This window comes from Marinobacter pelagius (assembly GCF_003315345.1).
Lineage (GTDB): Bacteria > Pseudomonadota > Gammaproteobacteria > Pseudomonadales > Oleiphilaceae > Marinobacter > Marinobacter pelagius_A.
The window spans coordinates 150,914-172,650 of the sequence record NZ_QNRO01000002.1 but is presented as its reverse complement, the minus strand read 5'-3'; the positions used below and the strand labels follow the sequence as shown (position 1 = coordinate 172,650).

The window sequence follows — 21,737 nt, the reverse complement described above, 5'->3', positions numbered from 1 at the left end:
AGATTCTCCCATAGGTCTGGACCCGGCTCAGTGCAGGGTCGGCGAATTGGAGGCCGGCTTCTCCGGGGCATTGAATTCAGTAAACACGGCCAGGGCCCCGAGCCGGACATACTCGGTGATTTCCAGCAGCTGCTGCTCACTTTCCTCGTCGGCTTCCTCATCCTCGGAGAGCTGGCTGATTGCCACCATATCCTCGATCAGCTCACGGATCTCGTCCGGGGCCTGGCCCAGGGACTCTCCGGCGGCCAGGGCCATGCCCTCAAGGAAACCGCGCACCCAGGAAATCAGAGCTTCCAGCCGCTGCTCGATGGCGTAGTCGTCATCCGGTAACAAAGGATGGAAACTCATGTCGGCCGATTGCAAGAGCGCCAGGGTCTGTTCGTAAGCCTTGTTCATGAAGGGCGCCAGGTCGTCGGATTCTTCAGCCGCGTCTTCCGGAAGCCCCATGTGCTCGCACACCATGTTCAGCCATTCAGGTTCCTGGATACGGGAACCGGCGGCGAGCCGACCACACAGTGCGCCGTGGAGTTCCGAGGGGTGACTGAAAGCCTGATGGGCAGTAAACACATTGGCCCAACGTTCGAATTCTGCGGCGCGGGCGGCGCCGGAAGAAGTGTCGGATTCGGACATGAATCAAGACAACCCTGTGTTGTTGAATGAAGTTCCTATCCTAGCATTCAGGCGACACCAAGGCACTTGTCGCTTGCTTTTGCCGCCGGGAAATCACAATATGTTATAACATAACATCTACTACTGGAGAGCATGATGAAACGATTCGGATACCGATTGCTGCTACTTCCGCTGTCCCTCCTCGCCGGCGCAGCCGCTGCCAGCGAAAACCCCGGCGCCCACCAGCATGGTCACGCCGAACTGTCATTTGCGGTTGACGGCAACAAGGTAGAGGTGATGTTTGTCTCACCCGCCTACAACGTGTTGGGCTTCGAGCACGAGGTCAGAACCAAAGCCCAGACCCGGGCGCTGCAGCAAGCCAATGACTGGTTTGCCGGAACACCGTTGATCGATACCCCGGACGGCACCTGCACCGTAATCAGCTCGGAAGTGCATCACAGCGGCCCGGAACAGGAACAGGAACAGGAACAGCACCACGAGGGTAACGAACACGAGCACGAGGATCACGGTAGCGGCCATTCAGCCTTTGAAGTCATCCAGACGCTGACGTGCCCCGGCGTTCAGAATGCCACTACCCTGATTACCCCGCTCACCACCCGGCTAGAACGCCTTGAGCACCTGGACGTGCAGTGGGCGGGCGCCATGGCACAGGGCGCTACACGCCTGGAGCATAGTGAACAAGCGGTCGAACTGGGGCAATAACTTACTCGGTGTAAGGCGTCACACTCCGGGCCTCCATGGAGTATGAGGAGGTGCCGATCTCGTTCTCGGTACGCTCGATCACCAGGGTGCCTTCGATCCACACCGGGTCATACAGGGCTTCGAGGTAGAAGCCCTCCTTGTATTTCACGTGGATGATCTGGTTGGGCGGAGGCGGTGGCACATGGATACAGGCGCCATAGTAAGGGACCAGGAAGAATTCCAGGATCTTCATGTCGTTGGTGGTTTTCAGCGGAACGACAAAGCCGGGAATTCGCCCCTCCACATTACCCATTTCCGGCACCACGCGCCCGGTCATGATTTCATCCGGCAGGATGGCCGGGCCGTCGCCCTCATGCTCGACTTCTGGCATATTTTCCAGCAGCGCCAGATCCTCGGCAGGCATGAGTTCGAGCCAGTCGATCTCCCTGGGCTCCGCGGCTACGGACACGGAGGCAAATCCGAGCAAGGCCGCCAGGACCATGCCGGCAAAACGGTACGAAAGGAAAACATGAAACATCAACGAGGTTACTCCTGGGGTTCAGGGTCCGGACCAGCAGGTATCATACACCGGGGACAACGATCGCCAACATGACCAGCACGACAGAAACCCGCCACAATCCGGCTAAAGACGGAGAGCTTGCCCTCGAGGCTCGGGACCTCGGCTTCCAATGGGCCGCGACTCAACCCATGCTCCGGTTTCCGGACCTGACCATTCCCTGTGGGGAACATCTGTTCCTTCAAGGCGCCAGTGGCAGCGGCAAAAGTACCCTTCTAAGCCTGTTGTCGGGCATGCAGGCACCCCACTCCGGGTCCGTCCGCATTTTCGGTTCCGAATTGCAGCGCCTGGGCTCCGGCGCCCGGGATCGGTTCCGGGCTGACCACATCGGCGTCATTTTCCAGCAGTTCAACCTGGTGCCCTACCTGAGCGCCCTGGCCAACGTTACCCTGCCCTGCCGCCTGTCCCGCGTTCGCCTTGAACAAACCCGCCCCGACCCGGATTCCGCTGCCAAAGAGCTGCTCGGGCTGCTCGCCATCCCCGAGAATCACTGGCATCGCAACGTAACCCGCCTCTCCATTGGCCAGCAGCAACGGATAGCCGCGGCCCGGGCACTGATCGGCAGCCCGGGCATTATCCTTGCAGACGAGCCAACATCGGCACTGGATGCCGACAACCGGGATCGTTTCCTGGACCTGTTGCTCGGGCTGGCCGACAAGCGGGGTGCCTCGGTGATTTTTGTCAGCCATGACCGCAGCCTGAGCCGGCATTTCCAACATCTGATCCATCTGGGAGCTGAATCATGAAAACCCGGCTGGCCTTCTCCCTGGCCCTGGCAAGCCTCTGGCACCGGCGTCGTGTCCTGACCCTGGTGTGCCTGACCCTCACCCTGAGCGTCAGCCTGCTGCTGGGCATCCAGTACCTGCGCACGGAAGTCCGGCAGTCGTTCACCAGCACCATCAGCGGCACCGACCTGATCGTCGGAGCCCGCAGCGGCCAGCTGAACCTGCTTCTGTATACCGTGTTCCACATCGGCGATGCCACCAACAACATCCGCTGGTCCACCTTCCAGAGACTTCAGGAAGACCAACGAATCGACTGGCTGATTCCCATCTCCCTCGGCGACAGTTACCGGGGCTACCGGGTGGTGGCCACGGACAGCAACTTCCCCGAACACTTCCGGTATGGCCAGGAACAGCCGGTCAACCTGGCCGAGGGGGAATGGTTCAGTGACGTGTTCCACGTCGTGCTCGGCGCCGGCGTCGCCCGGGAGCTCGGGCATCAGCCCGGCGAGGAGGTCATCCTTTCCCACGGCGGCGGCAGGACCAGCTTCTCCAATCACGAGGACACCCCGTTCCGGATCACCGGGATTCTCGAGGCCACCGGTACGCCGGTCGACCAGGCGGTGTACATCAGCCTGGAAGGCATGGAGGCCATGCATGTGGGCTGGGAATCCGGCGTGGCGATTCCGGGACGAACGCTGACCCCGGAAAAAACCCGGGGGATGACCTTTACCCCGGACGCCATAACGGCCGCCTACGTGGGGCTGAAGTCCCCCGTACTCACCTTCCAGCTCCAGCGTGCCCTGAACCAGTCGGCAGAGGAACCCCTGTCCGCCATTCTCCCGGGTGTTGCACTGAGCGAACTGTGGCGCCTAATGGGACAGTTTGAGAAAGCCCTGCTAGGCATTACCGGCTTCGTGGTCATCACCAGCCTGGTAGGACTGGTGGCGGTCCTGCTGACCCTGCAGGCCCAAAGGGCCCACGAGATTGCAGTGCTCCGGGCCACCGGCGCCTCAACGGGACTGGTGGCTTCCCTGCACGTGATCGAATGTGTTGCCCTGGCGCTGGTCTCCTGCCTGCTCGCACTGGCCGTGGGCGCCGGCCTGCTCACGGGCGTTGCCCCCTGGTTACTGGACAACTACGGGATCAACCTGACGCTCAGGCCCCTGAACCCGACCGAATGGGCACTGCTCGCGACCGTACCGGCCGCCGCGGCACTGGTCGGCCTGCTGCCGGCGTTCGCCACCTGGCGCCGGACCCGTACCCAGGGTCTCGGTGAGATCGGCGAGTGATCGGCGTCACGCCCGGGCCGCTATGACAACCCTGTAAATTGACCGACTTAGCGTCCACACTTATAGTTATTTGCATTCATAACAAACGATGTTGGGCACGCCATGGAACAGTCCGAAGTACAGGCATTAGCGGACAAGCTGGACAAGCTGATCGAACGCTGTCAGAAACTGGAGCGGGATAACGCCATGCTGCGGGAGCTCCAGGACGACTGGAACCGAGAGCGGGCTCAGCTGGTACACAAGAATGATCTTGCCAAAAACAAGATCGAAGCCATGATTGGCCGCCTGCGGGCACTGGAGCACCACTGATGTCTAAGCAATCCACCACCGTTGAGGTGAAGATTCTCGACAAGGAATACCTGGTTGCCTGCCCGGAAGAAGAGCAAGAAGCCCTGATTCGCGCCGCCAGGCATCTGGACCACAAAATGCGGGAAATCCGTTCCAGCGGCAAGGTGTTCGGCGTTGAACGCATTGCCGTGATGGCCGCGCTCAACATCACCCACGAGCTGCTGGAGCAGGATTCCATGTCCGACGCCACCAGCTCGATTCTCAAGGCCATGGACAGCAAGCTCGACGATGCCCTCGGGGAAAATTCCGGGCACTGATTAGGGTTCAGGTGTTGCAATTGGCCCCGGACCTGCCCGTATAATGAGACCAACTTCCTGGGCTGTTCGCGATGGTCGGATACGTCCTCGAGCCGATGCGCACTACCCAGGTGGCTACTTCAGGGCATTGTGAGCACGTCCCCGACAGGGGAAAGCCTAATATGTCACAGCGGCCACCGACCTTGAACTCTGGGTTCAAGGGCCACATCCGATAACGGCAGCCCGGGAAGCTTTATTTTGAGCAAGTTTGTTCCTCCCCAACCGTTCGAATCCCACCCTGATAACCTGAACCGAAGCCAGCTGCGCAAACACCTGCGCCAGAGGCGGCGTTCGCTGTCGTTCGAAGAACAGATGCAGGCCTCGGAATACCTGGCGCTGAACCTTCTGAAGAATCCGGACCTGCACCGTGCCCGGCACGTGGCCGTCTACCTGCCCAACGATGGCGAGATCGATCCCCACATCTACATGGACATCGCCCGCCGCAAGGGTGTGAATTTCTATCTGCCTGTGCTGCATCCGATTCATATCGGCAAACTGGTGTTCAGCCCCTACTACGACGGGGTGGAGCTGACTTCAAACCGCTTCGGTATTCCCGAGCCGGCGTTCAGCAAAGGGCTGCGTCGCCCGGCCTGGGCGCTGGATGCGGTGCTGTTTCCACTGGTGGGCTTTGACGAGAATGGCGGGCGCCTGGGCATGGGCGGAGGATTCTATGACCGGACTTTTGCCTTCAGCCGGCTACGGCCACGGCTGGCCCCCAAGCTGATTGGCCTGGCCCATGATTTCCAGAGAGTGAAAGCGCTGCCAATAGAGCCCTGGGATGTGCCCCTGCACAGCGTGGTAACGGACCGGCGCTGTTACCGGTTCAGGCGGTCTGCTCCGGCCTGAAGGGCGCTGATGGTCACGTTATCCTGGTAGCGGGGTTTGTCTTCCGAAGCGTGGATAGAGGTAAATCCGGTTACTACAAGGCCGACAGCAAAAATCAGCACGATGGCTTTGATGATGTCAGGCTTGCCACCCATTTTTATTCTTCCTCGAACGCGGTTGGTAAATTATCGGAAAATCAGTGAGCTATTCTCGCTTCCGAGAATTAGACGAAAGACTAACACTTAACTCTGATTTTACAATTTTTGACTGATTAAAATTCGGTAAGAATTCCCGAGAGGCAGGGGGGCTATGCCTCGAGGGGGGCTCCGAAACTGTGCGTAGCCTTCGGAGGCGGGCGGAGGTTCTCTTCCCGAAACCCGCTCAAGCACGTCCCTGTGGCGCTTGAGCTCCGCCATCCATGGCTCCGCACAGTTTCGGGAAGAGAACCTCCGCCCGCCTCCAGCCCCGAGTTATGTCGAGCCGCCGTTCCCCGCTCCCAGGAACAATCGGTAGGCCTCATTATCGGTCATGTTCTCATACCGGAAACCGACCTTGTCGAGCATCTTTTCAAAATCCGGCTCTTCTTCGTCGTTCACCTGAGCACCCAACAGGACCCGGCTGTAAGCCGCGCCGTGGTTACGGTAGTGGAACATGGAGATGTTCCAACGGGTTCCCAGGGACATCAGGAACTTGAGCAACGCCCCCGGACGCTCCGGGAATTCGAACTGGTAGACCTTCTCGTTGCTGATGCTCGGGGCATGGCCGCCGACCATGTGGCGGATATGCTGCTTGGCCAGGTCGCTGTCGGTCAGGTCGACCACGGAGTAGCCGCTTTCCCGCAGTTCCTGCACCAGCTCGTCCCGGCCATGGCCGCCGGCCTGGATCTGGATACCCACGAAAATCACGGCCTTCTGATCGTCGGCATACCGGTAGTTGAACTCGGTGATACTGCGCTTGTGCAGGGCGTTGATGAAGGTCTTGAACGCCCCCGGCTTCTCCGGGATGGTGACCGCCAGGATAGCTTCGCGCTTCTCACCGATCTCGGTGCGCTCGGAAATGTAGCGCAGGCGGTCGAAGTTCATGTTCGCGCCGCTGAGCACCGCTGCCAGGTTCTCGCCTTCCAGCTGTTCCCGCTCCACGTACTTCTTGAGCCCGGCGATGGAAAGTGCGCCGGCCGGCTCCGCGATGGAACGGGTATCCTCGAACACGTCCTTGATGGCGGCGCAGATCTCGTCAGTGGTGACGGTGATGACCTCGTCCACCAGATCCTTGCAAATATTCCAGGGCTCCTCGCCGATCTGGCGTACCGCCACCCCGTCGGCAAAGATCCCGACTTCATCCAGGATCACCCGTTCGCCGGCTTTCATGGCCGCCTGCAGGCAGTTAGAGTCTTCCGGTTCGACACCGATCACCTTGATCTCAGGGCGCAGGTACTTGATGTAGGCTGTCATGCCGGCAATCAGACCGCCGCCACCCACGGGGATAAAGACCGCGTGCAGGGGCTGGGAGAACTGCCACATCATCTCCATGGCCACGGTGCCCTGCCCGGCGATGACATCGGGATCATCGTAGGGCGGAATATAGGTGTAGCCGTGCTTTTTGATCAGTTCCTGGGCGTGGGTGGCAGCCTCATCAAAGGCGTCACCCTTGAGCACCACTTTCGCACCCCGGTCCCGCACCGACTTCACCTTGATGTCCGGCGTGGTCTGAGGCATCACAATCACCGCCTTGATGCCCAGTTCCTTTGCGGACATGGCCACACCCTGGGCGTGGTTGCCGGCGGAGGCGCAGATCACGCCCTTGGCTTTCTGCTCTTCAGACAGCTGGGCAATCCGGTTGTAGGCGCCGCGAATCTTGAAGGAGAACACCGGCTGAAGGTCTTCGCGCTTGAGCATAATGTTGTTGGCAAAGCGCTTGGACAGGCTACGGGCTTCAGTCAGGGGTGTTTCGATGGCCACGTCATAGACGCGCGCATCGAGTATCTTCTTGATATAGCGTTGCGGCATAGTGGTTCCGATTGCTTGGTGAATGTGCGGGAAAAACCCACAGTGTAGGAAGTTTGCACGGCAGCCGTCTATAAGCAGACCTCACAGGCCGCTATAATGACCGTAAATTTCATCCGGAATTGCAGACGGAGCCCGACATGACCCAGGACGAACTCAAGAAGGCCGTGGCCAAAGCCGCCGTGGACTACATCGCCCCCCGCCTCGACAGCGACAGCATCGTCGGCGTGGGTACCGGCAGCACCGCCAACTTCTTCATCGACATGCTGGCCGAACTGAAGAACGAGTTCGACGGCGCCGTGGCCAGCTCCGAAGCCACCGCGGAACGCCTGAAAAGCCACGGTATTCCGGTGTATGACCTCAACAGCGCCGGTGAACTGGAGTTCTACGTGGACGGTGCCGACGAAACCAATGAACGCCTGGAACTGATCAAGGGCGGCGGCGCAGCCCTGACCCGGGAAAAAATCGTCGCAGCAGTAGCCAAGTCCTTTGTCTGCATTGCCGACGAATCCAAGATGGTCGGCGTGCTCGGCAAGTTCCCGCTGCCCGTGGAAGTCATCCCCATGGCCCGAAGCCACGTAGGCCGGGAAATCGTCAAACTCGGCGGCGATCCGGTGTACCGTGAGGGCGTGGTCACCGATAACGGCAACATCATCATCGACGTCCACAACATGGACATCTCCCGGCCGATCCACGTAGAAGAACAGCTCAACAATATAGTCGGCGTGGTCACCAACGGTCTGTTCGCCCGCCGCCCGGCCGACCTGTTACTGCTGGGCACCAGTGAGGGCGTCAAGAGTATTCCCCGCAAGGGCGCCTGATTAACGACTGCCTGAGGGGCTGGCTTTCCGGGCCAGCCCTTTTTGTTTGGGCCGAAGCACAAACCAAGCGCTTGCTTGGTGCCAGATTTTGAGTGACACTGCTTCTATTCACGATTGTCCACAGGGAGCCCGACCGTGTCCGAATACTTCAATGATATCCACGAACAGGCACGCCTCAGTGCCCGGAAATTTATCGAGACTCATGTCCTGCCCCACATCGACGACTGGGAAGAGGCGGGCGAATTTCCCCGGGAGCTGTACAAGAAAGCGGGCGACGCCGGCCTGCTCGGCATCGGATTTCCCGAAGCCCTGGGCGGCACCGGCGAAGGTGATATCTTCCTGAAAGTGGCTGTCTCCGAAGAACTGATGCGCTCCACCTCCGGCGGCCTGGTCGCAGGCCTGGGTTCGCTGGACATCGGCCTGCCCCCGGTGGCCAAGTGGGCCAAACCAGAAATCCGGGAACAGATCGTGCCCCCGGTCCTGCGCGGCGAGAAAATCTCCGCCCTGGCCATCACCGAGCCCGGCGGTGGCTCCGACGTCGCCAACCTGAAAACCCGGGCGGTCCGGGACGGCGACCACTACATCGTCAACGGCAGCAAGACCTTCATCACCAGCGGCATGCGCGCCGACCACTACACTGTCGCCGTCCGCACCGGCGGCGAGGGACATGGCGGCATCAGCCTGCTGCTCATCGACCGCGACATGCTGGGCTTCTCCACCGGCAAGAAGCTCCGCAAGATGGGCTGGTGGGCCAGCGACACCGCCGAACTCTTCTTTGAAGACTGCCGGGTACCGGCCGACCGTCTGATCGGAGCCGAGAACGCCGGCTTTATCGCGATCATGAGCAACTTTCTGGCCGAACGCCTGAGCCTGTCCATCATGGCCTACATGACCGCCCAGCTCGCCTACGAAGCCGCCCTGGACTACACCAAACAACGCCAGGCTTTCGGCCGCACCATCGCCGGCTTTCAGGTCAGCCGTCACAAGCTGGTGGACATGGCCACCCAGATCGACGTGGCCCGGGAATACACCTACCGCTGCGCGGCCCTGATGCAGGCCGGCAAGAACCCGATCAAGCAGGTGGCCATGGCCAAGAACTTTTCGGTCGACGTCTGCGAGAAGGTCACCCGGGAGGCGGTACAGCTGTTCGGTGGCATGGGTTACATGCGGGAGTCGGTGGTGGAGCGCCTGTACCGGGATGCCAAGATCCTTTCGATTGGCGGCGGCACTACGGAGATCATGAAGGAACTGATTGCCAAGCAGATCAAATTGTAGCCTTCTAGTTGCGGGGCAGGGGCCGTGCCAGTGGCTGTTCCAAAACACGCTACGAGCACGTCCATGTGCGCTTGTTTCGGGCCGTCCATGGCCCTCAACAGTTTTGGAGCAGCCACTGGCACGGCCCCCGCAGCGAATGTGCTAACCGCTTGTGCCGCTCAATTCGAACTTTTCAGCATCGCTTTGTAGGTGCACCGCAAAAGTTCGGGCGTCTATCTGGCAGGACCTTCCGAAAACGTGGAGCGCCAAGGATGGCGCGACCGAGCCCTACAGGGACGTATTCACGGGCGTTTTTCGGAAGGTCCTGCCAGATAGACGCCTGCACCCACGCCGAAAAAACCAACTCCAAACTCAACGACCAAGGTTTAGTTTCGAACTGCAAGAGACTCCCGTATAATTGCGCCCACTTTTTAGCCGCAGTTAAACGTACCTCAACGTATCAGGAAGGATCGCACATGCAATTCGACAACATCCCCGCAGGCAAAAACCCGCCTGAAGACATCTACGTTGCCATCGAGATTCCGGCCAACAGCTCCCCGGTCAAGTACGAACTGGACAAAGACATGGGCGCCCTGCTGGTAGACCGCTTCATGGCCACCCCGATGTTCTACCCGGCCAACTACGGCTTCATCCCCCACACCCTGGCCGACGACGGCGACCCCCTGGACGTACTCGTGGTCACCCCGTACCCGGTACAGCCAGGCTCCGTCATCCGTGCCCGTCCCGTCGGCGTTCTGAACATGGAAGACGAAGCCGGCGGCGATGCCAAGCTGGTAGCGGTTCCGCACGACAAGCTGACCACCACCTACCACGACGTCAAGGAAATCACTGACCTGCCGGAACTGCTGCGTGACCAGATCAAGCACTTCTTTGAGAACTACAAGACTCTCGAGCCGGGCAAGTGGGTCAAAGTACAAGGTTGGGACAACGCCGCAGCCGCCAAGAAAGCCATCGAAGACGCCATCAACGCCTACAAGGGCTGATCGGCAAGACTCTTCAGATGCAAAAAACCGGGTCCTGGAACCCGGTTTTTTGTGCTCGAAAACGGGACTGCCTCAGCCTCGTGACAACAGATCCCGCATGTCGCTGATCGCCGCGTTGGCGCGGGACAGGTAGGCGGCCATGGTCAGGGAGTGGTTGGCCAGCACGCCGAAGCCGCTGCCATTGAGGATAACCGGGCTCCACATCTGGCCCTGGGTGCCCTCCAGTTCGATGATGATCTGCTTCACGCTGGCCATGGCGTTCTTGTCCACCAGGACCTTGCGGAAGTCCACCTCAATGGCGCGGAAGATGTGCAACAACGCCCAGGCGCTACCGCGGGCCTCATAGAATACGTCGTCGATCTTGGTCCAGGGGGTCTGCACTTCAGCACCGCCGGTCTCTTCGGCCAGCGGATTGTCCGCATCCACGTTGGCTACCGCATCAGAAACGGACGCCTTACCAACGCTTTCCCCCAGGTTCCGGGACAGGCTACCCAGCCGGGTCTCCAGATCCGCCAGCCAGCTGTTCAGGTTGTCGGCCCGGGCAAAGAACTGGGCATCGGCCTGCTCCGGGGCGGACAGGCGGTTCAGGTAACGCTTGAGCGCGCTGATCCCGCGACGGTACTCGGATTCGGTGGACGGGATCGCCCAGCTCTGGCTGTCAAAGTGGAACTGGGGCTCGGCGATAACCAGATCAGGATCCTCGGAGGACTGGCTCTGTGAACGGGCAATGTCCCGGCGCATGGCCCGGGACAGGTCCCGGAGCTGGACCAGCACACCAAACTCCCAATTGGCAATGTTATCCAGCCATAATCCCGGCGGAAAAATGTCGTTGGAGATGTAGCCACCGGGTTTATCCAGCAGGGTTTCGGCAATCCGGATCATGGTGGAGGTAGTGGCAAAACCGGTCACCGGCTCCCGCTCCAGGGCGTTGGCAACAGCGCGGGTATTTTCGCGTACTGAGAAGGTTTCGGGCTCATCGCTCCAGTAGATACCGATGGCCACAGCAGCCAGAAGATAAATCACCAGCACCGCGAGGATGAACCGGCCAACGACGCCGCTGCCCCCGGCGTAATCCTGAACATCCTCTTTCCGATCCCTGAAGAACTGTCTGAATTTGCCTGGCATAAGACTCCTAATCCCCTTGCGGTTGTTGGTCAGCAGCGAATGGACGACCCAAATGGTACCCCATGGCGCCATCGATACCCAGCTTGCACAACACCGAATACTCCGCCGCTGTTTCCACCCCGGTGGCAAAGACCCGGACGCCACGCCGGTGCGCTATGCCGATCACTGATTCCAGGTAGAAACGGTTTTCCTCGTGACTGTCGATATCGTGGATAAAGCTGTTATCGATACGCAGCGCCTGAAACCTCAGATTCCTGAGATAGCTGAAGGGTACGCCTCCCACCCCGAACCGGTCCACCAGAACCGGCACATTGATCCGCCCCAGGGCCCGCACCAGCAGGCCCACCGCAGTACGATGATGATGGATGGTCTGCTCGGAGACCCCGATCCAAAGCTGCCGGGCGCTGTCACCTGACTGCTCCAGCCAGGCCAACAGATCCTGCCGGAAGGTCTCGCTGGCCACCGAAGCACCTGCCAGGGATACCGCCAGCTGCTGGCCAGGCTGCTGAGCAAGGCGCTCCAGCACCCGCTTCATCAACAGTCGGTCGATCTGCTCGACCAGCCCGAACCGTTCTGCCATGGGCACGAACACGCTGGCCTTGAGTTCACCTTCCGGCGTCTCCAGCCTGGAAAAGACCTGGTGATAAAGTGGCGACTCGGTGTGTTCGCTGATCATCGGTTGCACCCACAACGAGAACCGCTGCTTGCCTATCGCCTCGGTCAGGATGACCCGCCAGGTTTCCAGGTTGTGATGATGTTCCTGCTCGCCATTGGCCAGCTGGTAACCACTGTCTCCCAGCGACTGGGCCTTCCTGAGCGCTTCGTCTGCAGCGGACATCAACTCCCGGGCGCTTCTCCCGGCACCGGCCCGGGCAAGCCCGGCGTGCACGGCTACCGTCATGGAGGAAGCAAGGTCGGCATAGACACTGTCGAGCTCTGCGACAAGGTCCTGGCACCAGACGCTGGCGTCGGCCGGCATGGCGCCGGGCAGGTAAAGGGCAAAATCAGCCCCGGTCCGGCGGCCGGCAAAACTGCCCGCATGCCGACCCGTGAAGCGTCCAAGCTCGACGGCAATTCGCACCAGCAGGCGGTCCCCTTCGGCCCGGCCATGGACCTGGTTGAAGCCGGCAAAGTCCCACAGCTGGATCAGGATCAGCATCCCCGGCGCCGACTTTTCCTCCGACTCCACCTCGACCTTCAGACGCTGGTCAAAGGCATTGCGACTGGCCAGCCCGGTCACCGGATCTTCATTGTTCAATCGGCGCAGATGCTGGATCAGCTTTGCCTGCCCTTCGAACAAATGCCCCAGATCGTCCGACATCCGGTTCATGGCCTCGGTTACCTGGTTCAGCTCCCGGGTTGACCGGATGGTGACATGACGCCGGAACTCACGATTGCCCAATGCCCGGGCCTGTTCTTCCAGGGCCGCCAGCGGTCGCAGGGTCCGGTTGAGCAACAAAAAGAGGGCGAACAGACCTACGGCTCCGATTATCAGGACGGCAACCACAAGCCCGCTGGTAATGCGCCAGAGGTCCCGGTACGCGCGCCCTGGATCACTGACCACCTGTACCGTTCCGAGCCTGCGCCAGCCCCGCACAACCTCCGCTTCGGCAACCGGCAGCGGAAGGTGCGCCACCGAGCGGAACCAGGCTGGCACACCGATCTGATCCAGTGATTTCCGCCGGCCGGCGATGATTTCCCCCTGATGATTCAGGTAAATCACCCGAAGGTATCGCCCGCTGTCAAAGACCGCGTCAATGAGGGACGCGGAGGCGACCGGATCACTCCCGTCGATGGCATTGGAGAGCGACAGCCCGACGGCAGTGGCACCATCCCGGGCATGCCCTGTCAGCTGTTCGGACACATAGCCCCGAAAATGGCCGAAGCTGGTCACGAAACCCGCCACAAGCACAAACACCAGCAGGCTACCGGTAAAAAGCAGTAGCAGGGTACGGAGGGTAATCATTCCCGCCTGGTTCCGCGCAGACTGCGGACTCTGCTTCCATGCCATAAGGAATTGCTCCGGAGGGGCTGCAACAGTCGACGCAGCAACTGTGACCTGCACCCCAGAGTTGACAAACATTTACATTGCGCCACCTACGCCGACCACTTTAAACACTATAGACTCTGTAAAAGCACCAAGGTTAAAAAATTCGTCCCCACCGGGCGGGCGGACATCATGTGAAGGACGGGCCGGAGTAACATGAACGACGAGAGCCAGAAAGAAAAACTCAGACAACACTTTGCCCGACGTGTAACCACCCAGGCACGGATTGTCCTCGACACCTGGCAGAAGATCCATTCCGACCACAGCCTGGCGGCCTCCCACCGCGCCGAACTGGTCAGTGCCACCGACAAACTGGTGCGCTACGCCCAGCGTTTCGAGATGGAGGGCCACGCGGACGCCGGCCGGAAAGCGCTCGACCTCATGACCCGCTGGCCTGCAGACAGCGCTCCGGACGAGGCGCTGTGGCCGCAGCTCCAGGATGCCATGGAACAGCTGTGCCAGAGCACCCTGCGCCGAACCGACAAGGACAAGACCGACGCCCCCCAGCAATACCGGCGGACTCCGATCTACGTCGCGCTGGAAAATGAAGAGATGGCCGCCCGCCTGATCCGCCAGCTGGAATTTTTCGGCTTCCGGGCCTCGGCCTTTACCAGTGCGGATGCCCTGATGGAAGCCTGCGCTCTGAGCAAACCGGAAACCATCTTGATGGATGTGAGCTTCGGCGGCAGCACGAATGCCGGTATAGGCATCATCGAGCACCTGCAGGAACGCCACGAGACTCCGATCCCGGTTATCTTCGTGAGTGACGAGGATGGCTCCATCGAAACCCGTCTCAGGGCCTCACGATGCGGGGGCGAGGAATTCTTCTACCCGGCTGTCGATCCGGGCCAGCTGATCGAGAAGATCGAGACCTATACCCACGGCAATACGGTCGAGCCTTACCGCGTACTGGTGCTGGACGATTCCCGGGCCCAGGCCAAGTTCATGGAAACGGTGCTGAAGCGGGCCGGCATGACCGCCCACATCATCACCGACCCGATGCAGATCATTCATGCCCTGGACGAATTCTCTCCGGAAATCATCATCCTGGACATGTACATGCCCGGCTGCACCGGTATGGAGATTGCCCGGGTCATCCGCCAGCAGGACCGCTTTCACAGCGTGCCCATCATCTACCTCTCGGCCGAGGAAGACGTCAGCAAACAGCTCCATGCCATGAGCCTGGGCGGAGACGATTTCCTGACCAAGCCCATTGATCCCAAGCACCTGATCGCGACCATCCACAACCGGGGCCGGCGGGCCCGTTCGCTGCTGGCGCTGATGATCCGTGACAGTCTGACGGGACTGTACAACCACACCCATACCCTGCACCTGCTGGATCAGGAAATCGCCAAGGCGCGGCAGAAAGACCAGTCTCTGTCCTTCGCGATGATCGATATCGACTACTTCAAGAAGGTGAACGACACCTTCGGCCACCCGATCGGCGACCGGGTTCTGCGCAGCCTTTCCATGTTCCTGAAACAGCGGCTGCGCAAGACCGACCATGTCGGCCGTTATGGCGGCGAGGAGTTTGCCATCATCCTGCCGGACACCCGGCCCAGTGATGCCCGCAATGTGCTGAACGAAATCCGGGAGCGATTCTCGGAGCTGCGCCAGCGCGCGGGGGACCGCGAGTTCAATGTCACCTTCAGCTGCGGCGTCGCCACCCTGCAGCCGGGGCAAACCGCCCAGGAACTGTGCGACCGGGCCGACCGTGCGCTGTATGCCTCCAAGAAGGCCGGCCGTAACTGCGTGAGCGCGGACACCCCCTGACCCGCACCCTCAGCGGGTCGGACCGGCCCGCTGCCCCTACCTTCAGCTATGAAACCAACGTCGTATGGAAGTCGGCCCTGTCCTTGCCGACAATGATTGTCATCAGCGGAAAGATCCCGTTTCGATTGCCAGCGCTGTCTTTTTACGACCAATGGCCAACACGGAAGATTGTCAAAAAGTGTTGATCTGAGGAAAACAAGCACGCACCATTGTGGGAAAATGCCGTGATTTTCGGCGATCCTGTTAAAAAGACAGCAAGGCAGGCGTAATCATGTCCACCATTCTCGTGCTCCATGGCCCCAACCTCAACATGCTCGGCACCCGTGAGCCCGAGGTGTACGGCTACGAGACCCTGAAGGACATCGATGACCGGTTGAAGGCGAAAGCGGCCGAAAAGGGTCACCACCTGCTCCACCTTCAGTCCAACGCCGAGTACGAACTGATCGAGCGGGTCCATGAAGCACGGGCCGAAGGGGTGGATTTCCTCATCATCAATCCTGCCGCCTTCACCCACACCAGCATCGCCCTCCGGGATGCCGTGCTGGCTTCCGGGATCCCCTTTATCGAAGTGCATCTTTCCAACGTGCATGCGCGGGAGCCATTCCGCCATCACTCCTATTTTTCCGATATCGCCATTGGCGTTATCTGCGGGTTGGGCAGCCAGGGGTACGACCTCGCCCTGCAGGCAGCCCTGCAACGAATTCACCGATAGATCAGACACAACGGGACTGGATTAACTATGGATATTCGCAAGATCAAGAAACTCATTGAGCTCCTGGAGGAATCCGACGTCGAGGAACTGGAAATCCAGGAAGGCGACGATTCTGTCCGCATCTCCCGCCGTCGCGAACAGGCCGCCGGCACCCAGTACGTGAGCCATATGCCCGCACCGGCACCCCAGGCAGCAGCCCCCGCGCCTGCCCCGGCTCCCGCTGCAGAAGAGCCCGCTGCCCCGGCCGGTCCGTCCGGCCATACCTTGAACTCCCCGATGGTCGGTACCTTCTACCGGGCACCGTCACCCACCGCCCAGGCATTCGTGGAAGTTGGCCAGACCGTCAACGTCGGTGACGTGGTCTGCATCGTCGAGGCGATGAAGATGATGAACCAGATCGAGGCTGACAAGGCCGGAACTGTAACTGAAATCCTGGTCGAAAATGGCCAGCCGGTGGAGTTTGACCAGCCCCTGGTCGTCATTTCCTGAACTGGGTGATTGTTACTCATGGCCATGTTAGAAAAAGTTCTGATCGCAAACCGCGGTGAAATCGCGCTGCGCATCCTGCGTGCCTGCAAGGAGCTGGGCATCAAGACTGTTGCTGTACACTCGCAGGTGGACCGGGAACTGATGCACGTTCGTCTTGCCGACGAATCCGTGTGCATCGGCCCGAACAGCGCAACCGACAGCTACCTGAACATCCCCGCCATCATAAGTGCGGCGGAAGTGACCGATTCGGTGGGCATCCACCCCGGTTACGGCTTCCTGGCAGAAAATGCCGACTTCGCCGAGCAGGTCGAAAAAAGCGGTTTCCGCTTCATCGGCCCGAAGGCTGAAACCATCCGCCTGATGGGTAACAAGGTCTCCGCCATCGAAGCCATGAAAAAGGCCGGCGTACCCACCGTGCCCGGCTCCGACGGCCCACTCACCGATGACGACGAGCGCACCCTGCAGATTGCCCGGAAGATCGGCTACCCGGTGATGATCAAGGCCGCCTCCGGCGGCGGTGGCCGGGGCATGCAGGTGGTTCACTCCGAGGCAGCCCTGCTCAAGGCGATCCAGATTACCCAGAGCGAGGCCCGCAACGCCTTCGGTGACCCCACCGTATACCTGGAGAAATTCCTGGAAATGCCGCGCCACGTGGAAGTCCAGGTACTGGCGGACATGCATGGCAACGTCATCCACCTGGGCGACCGCGACTGCTCCATGCAGCGTCGTAACCAGAAGGTGATCGAGGAAGCGCCGGCACCGAACGTCAATGCCGAATCCCGGGAAAAAACCCTGAAAGCCTGTGTCGATGCCTGCAAGGAAATCGGCTACGTGGGCGCCGGCACCTTCGAGTTCCTGTACCAGGACGGCGAGTTCTACTTCATCGAGATGAACACCCGGGTCCAGGTAGAGCATCCGGTCTCCGAGATGGTTACCGGCGTGGATATCGTGCGCGAGCAGCTGCGCATTGCCAGCGGACTGCCGCTGCAGTACAGCCAGGATGAGATCCACATACAAGGCCATGCCATCGAATGCCGGATCAACGCCGAGGACCCGAAGACCTTCGTGCCCAGCCCGGGCAAGGTCAAGCACTACCACGCGCCCGGCGGCAACGGCATCCGCGTCGACTCCCACCTGTACAGCGGCTACACCGTGCCGCCGTACTACGATTCGCTCGTGGCCAAGCTCATTACCTGGGGTGATGATCGCGAGATCGCTCGCCGGCGCATGAAAAACGCCCTGGACGAGATGGTGGTCGAGGGCATCAAGACCAACCAGCCCCTGCATCGGAGACTGGTACGCGATGGTGGCTTCAAACAGGTAGACTTCACCATCCACTACCTGGAAAAACTGATGCGGGAATAACCATGCCCTGGATACAACTCCAGATCCCGGCTGATCCGGACAATGCGGATCAGCTGGAGGATCTGCTCATGGAGATGGGCGCTGACGCCGTCTCCATGGAAGATGCTGCCGACCAGCCCCTGTACGAACCGGACCCTGGCACCACGCCCCTGTGGAGCCAGACCACGGTGACCGGTCTGTTCCAGTCCGATCGTGACATTGACCAGCTGTGCGCGGACGTCCGCGATGCCTGGCACCAGCAGACCCAGCAGTCCCTGCCGGAGATCGAGGTAACCCTGGTGGAAGACAAGGACTGGGAGCGGGCCTGGATGGATGATTTCCAGCCCCTGAGGTTCGGCGAGCGGCTCTGGATTGTTCCCAGCTGGCACGATGCCCCGGATCCGGAAGCGGCCAACCTGATGCTCGACCCGGGTCTCGCTTTCGGCACCGGCACGCACCCCACCACCGCACTCTGCCTGGAATGGCTGGACGGCCAGGACGTGCAGGGCAAGCAGGTCATCGATTATGGTTGCGGCTCAGGCATCCTGGGCCTGGCGGCACTGCTGCTGGGTGCCGATCACGTCATTGGTGTCGACACCGACCCCCAGGCCCTGGAAGCCAGCCGTGAGAATGCCCGACGCAACGGCGTCGACGAATCCCGACTGGACCTGTACCTGCCGGAAGACGAACCGGATACCCGCTGCGACGTGATGCTGGCCAACATCCTGGCCCAGCCGCTGATAGGCCTCGCGCCCCACCTGGCAGCCCTGACCCGCCCCGGCGGCGAACTGGTGCTTTCTGGCATCCTGTCGAACCAGGCCCGGGAAGTCATGGAGGCCTACGAGCCGTGGTTCATCATGGACGAGCCGGAGCAACGCGAAGAGTGGATACGTCTCACAGGACGGCGCAAGGACAGATGACGAACCGGACGATAGCGACTAAACTCCCACACTCGTAGTAGTACAGCCGCTTTCAGGAACGAAGCATGACCCAGAGCAGCCTGCAGACACAGTGCCCGAAGTGCCATACCCGTTTCCGCGTTTCCGATGAACAGCTTGGCGTCGCCAAGGGCAAAGTCCGCTGCGGCAACTGCATGGAGGTGTTCAACGCCATTGAACACCGGGTCCTGCCCACCTCTACCCAGCCTCCGGCGCCCCCGGCCGGAGAATCCGAGCCTTCCGGCCTGACCACCGAAGAAGACTTCGTGTTTGCCGACAACCCCGATGAGGATGCCGAGGAAGGCCGTTATGCCGGCTCGAAATTGTCATTCTCGGACGACGAACTCAGCGACAGCTTCCTTTCCATCAATCAGAACGAGAAGTCTGGCTTCCGGGATGCCGATGCGGACTCCGAGCCGGAAGAAGTGGACGAAAGCTGGGCCGAGGCGATCCTCGAAGAGGACGAGGAGTCCCGGGAACCGGGCAAGCCGAAACAGCCCGCTCCGGCGCAACCCTCCAGGGATGAAGCGCCCCCCACCTTCTCTGCCCGCGAGCCCGAGCCCGAAGCGCCTGAACCTGAACCCGAAAAGTTCGAGCCCGAGTTCGCAGAACCTGAGCCGGAACCCGCCCAGGAACCACCCCGGAGAGCCTCCCGACCTGCGCCGGAGCCGGCCTTCAGCGCCACCGACACCTCCGCTGAGGAGCCCGTCGAGTCCGGCTTCAGTCCCGAACGCACGGAAGCGCCCGCTGCAGAATCCCTGCGCGCGACCAGTCCATTCAGCGACCTCCGGCGCGAGCCTGTTTCGGTCAACAAGGGGCGCGGCGGCAAGGCCCGAACCATCCTCTGGAGCCTGATTGTACTTGCCCTGATCGGTGTTCTGGTGGCCCAGGTGACCTGGTTCCAGTTCGATCGCCTGTCGGCCATTCCCGAGCTGCGTCCATTCTATGAAAAAGGCTGTGAACTGGCCGGCTGTGAACTCAAGCCCCTGGTCAATGTGGACGCCATCCAGAGCCGTAAGCTGGTGGTTCGTACCGATCCTGAGAACCGGGGCCAGCTGCTGGTGGATGCCGTCATCATCAACCGGGCGGATTTCGAACAACCCTTCCCGGCCATTGCGCTGACCTTCTCCAACCTCAATGGCGACGTCGTTGCCCAGAGCGTGTTCACCCCTGACGAATATCTGGCCGGTGAAGCGCAGGAGCTGGAGGACATGCCAACGGACACGCCTGTACGCATCGCCATCAGCATCCGGGATCCGGGTCGGGATGCGGTCAACTACAACCTGAACTTCCGTCCGTACTCACCCTGATCGCGTAAGCAAGTATTTACTTGGCGAATGGCTGCGCAGCCACCACAACGAACAAAAGTCAACCAGAAAGAACGAAAAATAATCAGCTTTTTTCACTGTCAAGCCCCTTCAATCGAAGGGGCCCCGACGGTATCATTAGCGCCCTTCGGAATCGGACCGATCACTAATTGATCAATCGATCCATTCCGATCCTTGCTCAATCCGCTGTGACACGGACTCAGATCATGCTGCCAACGGCAAAAATCGGGCCGTACACTTTGCCCAATCCGCTCATCGTTGCACCCATGGCGGGTGTGACCGACCGCCCCTTCCGGCAACTCTGCCGACGGATGGGTGCGGGTCTTGCGGTATCGGAAATGGTCATAGCGGACAGCAAGCTCTGGCATACGCGCAAATCCAGGACACGGCTGAACCATGAAGGCGAGCCGGAGCCACGCTCGGTCCAGATCGCCGGCGGTGATCCGCAGATGCTGGCCGATGCCGCGCGACAGAACGCCGGCTTCGGCGCCCAGATCATCGACATCAACATGGGCTGTCCGGCCAAGAAGGTGTGCAACAAGGCCGCCGGCTCCGCACTGATGAAGGATGAGGCACTGGTCCGCGAGATCCTGGAAGCCGTCGTCAAGGCGGTGGAAGTTCCGGTGACGCTGAAAATGCGCACAGGATGGGATTCGGACAACCGCAACGCACCGGTCATTGCCCGGATGGCTCAGGATGCCGGCATTCAGGCCCTGGCCATCCATGGTCGTACCCGCGCGGACAAGTACAACGGGGACGCGGAATACGACACCATTGCCGAAGTCAAATCCCGGGTGCAGATCCCGGTGTTCGCCAACGGCGACATCACCTCACCGGAGAAGGCTCTGAAGGTGCTCAGCCACACCGGCGCTGATGGCCTGCTGATTGGCAGGGGCGCCCAGGGCCGGCCCTGGATCTTCCGGGAAATACTCCATTACCTGGAGACCGGAAAGCACCTGCAGGAGCCGCCCCTGGACGAGGTAGAGCAGATCCTCACCGATCACCTGGCCGAGCTGCACAGCTTTTACGGCGAAAAGATGGGCGTGCGTATCGCCAGAAAACATGTGGGCTGGTACCTGCAGTCCCACGATCAGAGCAGACAGTTCCGTAAACGCTTCAACGCCATCGAAGACGCGCTGGAGCAGAAAGACAGCATCGAACAGTACTTTGCAGGCTTACGAAATGGAGAGGTATTCGCAGCATGACCGCTGAGACTTTGGCAAACGACAACCTGAGCACCCCGGCCAACGATGACCTTCATCAGTTGCAAACGGTGAACAGCAGCGGCAACAGCGTCACCCTGCGTGACAGCGTTGAAGTTGCCCTGAAGAACTACTTTGCGCAACTGGATGGCGCGCCCGTCACCGACGTCTACCAACTGGTACTGTCGGAAGTGGAAGCCCCACTGCTGGAGCAGGTGATGAAATACACCCGCAACAACCAGACCAAGGCATCCACCATGCTGGGGCTGAATCGCGGCACCCTGCGCAAGAAGCTCAAGCAATACGGTCTGCTATAATCTGACCTG

The 21,737-nt window shown here is 60.5% G+C and carries 23 protein-coding genes and 1 other RNA gene; 18 read left to right on the top strand and 6 right to left on the bottom strand.

All coding sequences use genetic code 11. The features are described 5' to 3' along the window. Window positions 1-27: 27 nt before the first annotated feature. Window positions 28-630, bottom strand: coding sequence for a UPF0149 family protein (locus tag DET50_RS02970; RefSeq protein ID WP_113861396.1), 603 nt, complete (start codon window positions 628-630; stop codon window positions 28-30). Between the two features lie 135 nt (window positions 631-765). Here DET50_RS02970 and DET50_RS02965 point away from each other — a divergent pair, with 135 nt between their 5' ends. Further along, a complete protein-coding gene (locus DET50_RS02965; RefSeq protein ID WP_181799912.1) occupies window positions 766-1,332 on the top strand; it encodes a ZrgA family zinc uptake protein in 567 nt (188 codons plus the stop codon). A 1-nt stretch (window position 1,333) separates the two neighbouring features. Here the strand turns inward: DET50_RS02965 and DET50_RS02960 are convergent, their stop codons facing one another. Continuing rightward, window positions 1,334-1,813, bottom strand: a complete 480-nt coding sequence (locus tag DET50_RS02960; protein WP_258546039.1) for a DUF3299 domain-containing protein — start codon at window positions 1,811-1,813, stop codon at window positions 1,334-1,336. Between the two features lie 107 nt (window positions 1,814-1,920). On the opposite strand from DET50_RS02960, the gene DET50_RS02955 reads away from it, so the two are divergent. From DET50_RS02955 to DET50_RS02930, 6 genes are all read left to right on the top strand, one after another. Further along, complete coding sequence (locus DET50_RS02955; protein WP_113861393.1) at window positions 1,921-2,634, top strand: ABC transporter ATP-binding protein; 714 nt, start codon at window positions 1,921-1,923, stop codon at window positions 2,632-2,634. Next, window positions 2,631-3,902, top strand: a complete 1,272-nt coding sequence (locus DET50_RS02950; RefSeq protein ID WP_113861392.1) for an ABC transporter permease — start codon at window positions 2,631-2,633, stop codon at window positions 3,900-3,902. The genes DET50_RS02955 and DET50_RS02950 overlap by 4 nt, the downstream gene beginning before the upstream one ends. 102 nt (window positions 3,903-4,004) lie before the next feature. After that, complete coding sequence (locus DET50_RS02945; protein ID WP_092003681.1) at window positions 4,005-4,211, top strand: TIGR02449 family protein; 207 nt, start codon at window positions 4,005-4,007, stop codon at window positions 4,209-4,211. After that, window positions 4,211-4,507: a cell division protein ZapA gene (locus DET50_RS02940; RefSeq protein ID WP_113861391.1), complete on the top strand. Its 297-nt coding sequence runs from the start codon at window positions 4,211-4,213 to the stop codon at window positions 4,505-4,507. Before DET50_RS02945 ends, DET50_RS02940 begins: the two co-directional genes overlap by 1 nt. A 51-nt stretch (window positions 4,508-4,558) precedes the next feature. Then, window positions 4,559-4,740, top strand: a non-coding RNA gene (gene ssrS / locus DET50_RS02935) — 6S RNA. 4 nt (window positions 4,741-4,744) lie between these two features. Beyond that, window positions 4,745-5,392: a 5-formyltetrahydrofolate cyclo-ligase gene (locus DET50_RS02930; protein WP_113861390.1), complete on the top strand. Its 648-nt coding sequence runs from the start codon at window positions 4,745-4,747 to the stop codon at window positions 5,390-5,392. On the opposite strand, the gene DET50_RS19390 is transcribed toward DET50_RS02930, so the two are convergent. Beyond that, complete coding sequence (locus DET50_RS19390; RefSeq protein ID WP_175497258.1) at window positions 5,362-5,526, bottom strand: hypothetical protein; 165 nt, start codon at window positions 5,524-5,526, stop codon at window positions 5,362-5,364. The genes DET50_RS02930 and DET50_RS19390 overlap by 31 nt on opposite strands. Before the next feature lie 315 nt (window positions 5,527-5,841). After that, the gene (gene ilvA, locus DET50_RS02925; RefSeq protein ID WP_113861389.1) at window positions 5,842-7,377 is read right to left on the bottom strand and encodes a threonine ammonia-lyase, biosynthetic; all 1,536 of its coding nucleotides are present in this window, start codon (window positions 7,375-7,377) and stop codon (window positions 5,842-5,844) included. 137 nt (window positions 7,378-7,514) lie between these two features. Between ilvA and rpiA the strand changes: the two genes are divergently transcribed. The 3 genes from rpiA to ppa all read left to right on the top strand — a co-directional run bounded on the left by rpiA (window position 7,515) and on the right by ppa (window position 10,453). After that, window positions 7,515-8,195 carry a ribose-5-phosphate isomerase RpiA gene (rpiA, locus tag DET50_RS02920; RefSeq protein WP_113861388.1) on the top strand — a complete coding sequence of 227 codons (681 nt, stop codon included), beginning with the start codon at window positions 7,515-7,517 and terminating at the stop codon, window positions 8,193-8,195. Between the two features lie 135 nt (window positions 8,196-8,330). After that, window positions 8,331-9,470: an acyl-CoA dehydrogenase family protein gene (locus tag DET50_RS02915; RefSeq protein WP_113861387.1), complete on the top strand. Its 1,140-nt coding sequence runs from the start codon at window positions 8,331-8,333 to the stop codon at window positions 9,468-9,470. Window positions 9,471-9,925: 455 nt separating this feature from the next. After that, window positions 9,926-10,453, top strand: coding sequence for an inorganic diphosphatase (ppa, locus tag DET50_RS02910; protein ID WP_113861386.1), 528 nt, complete (start codon window positions 9,926-9,928; stop codon window positions 10,451-10,453). A gap of 72 nt (window positions 10,454-10,525) precedes the next feature. Here the strand turns inward: ppa and DET50_RS02905 are convergent, their stop codons facing one another. Further along, window positions 10,526-11,578 carry a DUF2333 family protein gene (locus DET50_RS02905; protein ID WP_113861385.1) on the bottom strand — a complete coding sequence of 351 codons (1,053 nt, stop codon included), beginning with the start codon at window positions 11,576-11,578 and terminating at the stop codon, window positions 10,526-10,528. A 7-nt stretch (window positions 11,579-11,585) separates the two neighbouring features. Next, window positions 11,586-13,589 carry a bifunctional diguanylate cyclase/phosphodiesterase gene (locus tag DET50_RS02900; protein ID WP_113861384.1) on the bottom strand — a complete coding sequence of 668 codons (2,004 nt, stop codon included), beginning with the start codon at window positions 13,587-13,589 and terminating at the stop codon, window positions 11,586-11,588. A 192-nt stretch (window positions 13,590-13,781) separates the two neighbouring features. On the opposite strand from DET50_RS02900, the gene DET50_RS02895 reads away from it, so the two are divergent. The 8 genes from DET50_RS02895 to fis all read left to right on the top strand — a co-directional run bounded on the left by DET50_RS02895 (window position 13,782) and on the right by fis (window position 21,728). Beyond that, entirely contained in the window at window positions 13,782-15,398 is a 1,617-nt protein-coding gene (locus tag DET50_RS02895; protein ID WP_113861383.1) for a diguanylate cyclase, read from the top strand. 271 nt (window positions 15,399-15,669) lie between these two features. Beyond that, window positions 15,670-16,110 (top strand): type II 3-dehydroquinate dehydratase, encoded by a 441-nt coding sequence (aroQ, locus tag DET50_RS02890; RefSeq protein ID WP_092003655.1) that lies wholly within the window; start codon window positions 15,670-15,672, stop codon window positions 16,108-16,110. A gap of 27 nt (window positions 16,111-16,137) precedes the next feature. Then, on the top strand, window positions 16,138-16,599 hold the full coding sequence (gene accB, locus DET50_RS02885) for an acetyl-CoA carboxylase biotin carboxyl carrier protein (RefSeq protein WP_113861382.1): 462 nt from the start codon (window positions 16,138-16,140) through the stop codon (window positions 16,597-16,599). An 18-nt stretch (window positions 16,600-16,617) separates the two neighbouring features. Continuing rightward, a complete protein-coding gene (accC, locus tag DET50_RS02880; RefSeq protein ID WP_113861381.1) occupies window positions 16,618-17,964 on the top strand; it encodes an acetyl-CoA carboxylase biotin carboxylase subunit in 1,347 nt (448 codons plus the stop codon). A 2-nt stretch (window positions 17,965-17,966) separates the two neighbouring features. Next, complete coding sequence (prmA, locus tag DET50_RS02875; RefSeq protein WP_113861380.1) at window positions 17,967-18,863, top strand: 50S ribosomal protein L11 methyltransferase; 897 nt, start codon at window positions 17,967-17,969, stop codon at window positions 18,861-18,863. 65 nt (window positions 18,864-18,928) lie between these two features. Then, window positions 18,929-20,191, top strand: a complete 1,263-nt coding sequence (locus DET50_RS02870; RefSeq protein ID WP_113861379.1) for a DUF3426 domain-containing protein — start codon at window positions 18,929-18,931, stop codon at window positions 20,189-20,191. A gap of 224 nt (window positions 20,192-20,415) precedes the next feature. Beyond that, window positions 20,416-21,414, top strand: coding sequence for a tRNA dihydrouridine synthase DusB (gene dusB, locus DET50_RS02865; RefSeq protein ID WP_113861378.1), 999 nt, complete (start codon window positions 20,416-20,418; stop codon window positions 21,412-21,414). Further along, complete coding sequence (gene fis / locus DET50_RS02860) at window positions 21,411-21,728, top strand: DNA-binding transcriptional regulator Fis (RefSeq protein ID WP_092003638.1); 318 nt, start codon at window positions 21,411-21,413, stop codon at window positions 21,726-21,728. Before dusB ends, fis begins: the two co-directional genes overlap by 4 nt. Window positions 21,729-21,737 lie beyond the last annotated feature (9 nt).

What these genes read in the sequence shown, in the direction of transcription:
- DET50_RS02970 (WP_113861396.1), bottom strand. Translation starts at nt 630, where the DNA reads ATGTCCGAATCCGACACTTCTTCCGGCGCCGCCCGCGCCGCAGAATTC.
- DET50_RS02965 (WP_181799912.1), top strand. Translation starts at nt 766, where the DNA reads ATGAAACGATTCGGATACCGATTGCTGCTACTTCCGCTGTCCCTCCTC.
- DET50_RS02960 (WP_258546039.1), bottom strand. Translation starts at nt 1,813, where the DNA reads ATGGTCCTGGCGGCCTTGCTCGGATTTGCCTCCGTGTCCGTAGCCGCG.
- DET50_RS02955 (WP_113861393.1), top strand. Translation starts at nt 1,921, where the DNA reads ATGACCAGCACGACAGAAACCCGCCACAATCCGGCTAAAGACGGAGAG.
- DET50_RS02950 (WP_113861392.1), top strand. Translation starts at nt 2,631, where the DNA reads ATGAAAACCCGGCTGGCCTTCTCCCTGGCCCTGGCAAGCCTCTGGCAC.
- DET50_RS02945 (WP_092003681.1), top strand. Translation starts at nt 4,005, where the DNA reads ATGGAACAGTCCGAAGTACAGGCATTAGCGGACAAGCTGGACAAGCTG.
- DET50_RS02940 (WP_113861391.1), top strand. Translation starts at nt 4,211, where the DNA reads ATGTCTAAGCAATCCACCACCGTTGAGGTGAAGATTCTCGACAAGGAA.
- DET50_RS19390 (WP_175497258.1), bottom strand. Translation starts at nt 5,526, where the DNA reads ATGGGTGGCAAGCCTGACATCATCAAAGCCATCGTGCTGATTTTTGCT.
- ilvA (WP_113861389.1), bottom strand. Translation starts at nt 7,377, where the DNA reads ATGCCGCAACGCTATATCAAGAAGATACTCGATGCGCGCGTCTATGAC.
- rpiA (WP_113861388.1), top strand. Translation starts at nt 7,515, where the DNA reads ATGACCCAGGACGAACTCAAGAAGGCCGTGGCCAAAGCCGCCGTGGAC.
- ppa (WP_113861386.1), top strand. Translation starts at nt 9,926, where the DNA reads ATGCAATTCGACAACATCCCCGCAGGCAAAAACCCGCCTGAAGACATC.
- DET50_RS02905 (WP_113861385.1), bottom strand. Translation starts at nt 11,578, where the DNA reads ATGCCAGGCAAATTCAGACAGTTCTTCAGGGATCGGAAAGAGGATGTT.
- DET50_RS02900 (WP_113861384.1), bottom strand. Translation starts at nt 13,589, where the DNA reads ATGGCATGGAAGCAGAGTCCGCAGTCTGCGCGGAACCAGGCGGGAATG.
- DET50_RS02895 (WP_113861383.1), top strand. Translation starts at nt 13,782, where the DNA reads ATGAACGACGAGAGCCAGAAAGAAAAACTCAGACAACACTTTGCCCGA.
- aroQ (WP_092003655.1), top strand. Translation starts at nt 15,670, where the DNA reads ATGTCCACCATTCTCGTGCTCCATGGCCCCAACCTCAACATGCTCGGC.
- accB (WP_113861382.1), top strand. Translation starts at nt 16,138, where the DNA reads ATGGATATTCGCAAGATCAAGAAACTCATTGAGCTCCTGGAGGAATCC.
- accC (WP_113861381.1), top strand. Translation starts at nt 16,618, where the DNA reads ATGGCCATGTTAGAAAAAGTTCTGATCGCAAACCGCGGTGAAATCGCG.
- prmA (WP_113861380.1), top strand. Translation starts at nt 17,967, where the DNA reads ATGCCCTGGATACAACTCCAGATCCCGGCTGATCCGGACAATGCGGAT.
- DET50_RS02870 (WP_113861379.1), top strand. Translation starts at nt 18,929, where the DNA reads ATGACCCAGAGCAGCCTGCAGACACAGTGCCCGAAGTGCCATACCCGT.
- dusB (WP_113861378.1), top strand. Translation starts at nt 20,416, where the DNA reads ATGCTGCCAACGGCAAAAATCGGGCCGTACACTTTGCCCAATCCGCTC.
- fis (WP_092003638.1), top strand. Translation starts at nt 21,411, where the DNA reads ATGACCGCTGAGACTTTGGCAAACGACAACCTGAGCACCCCGGCCAAC.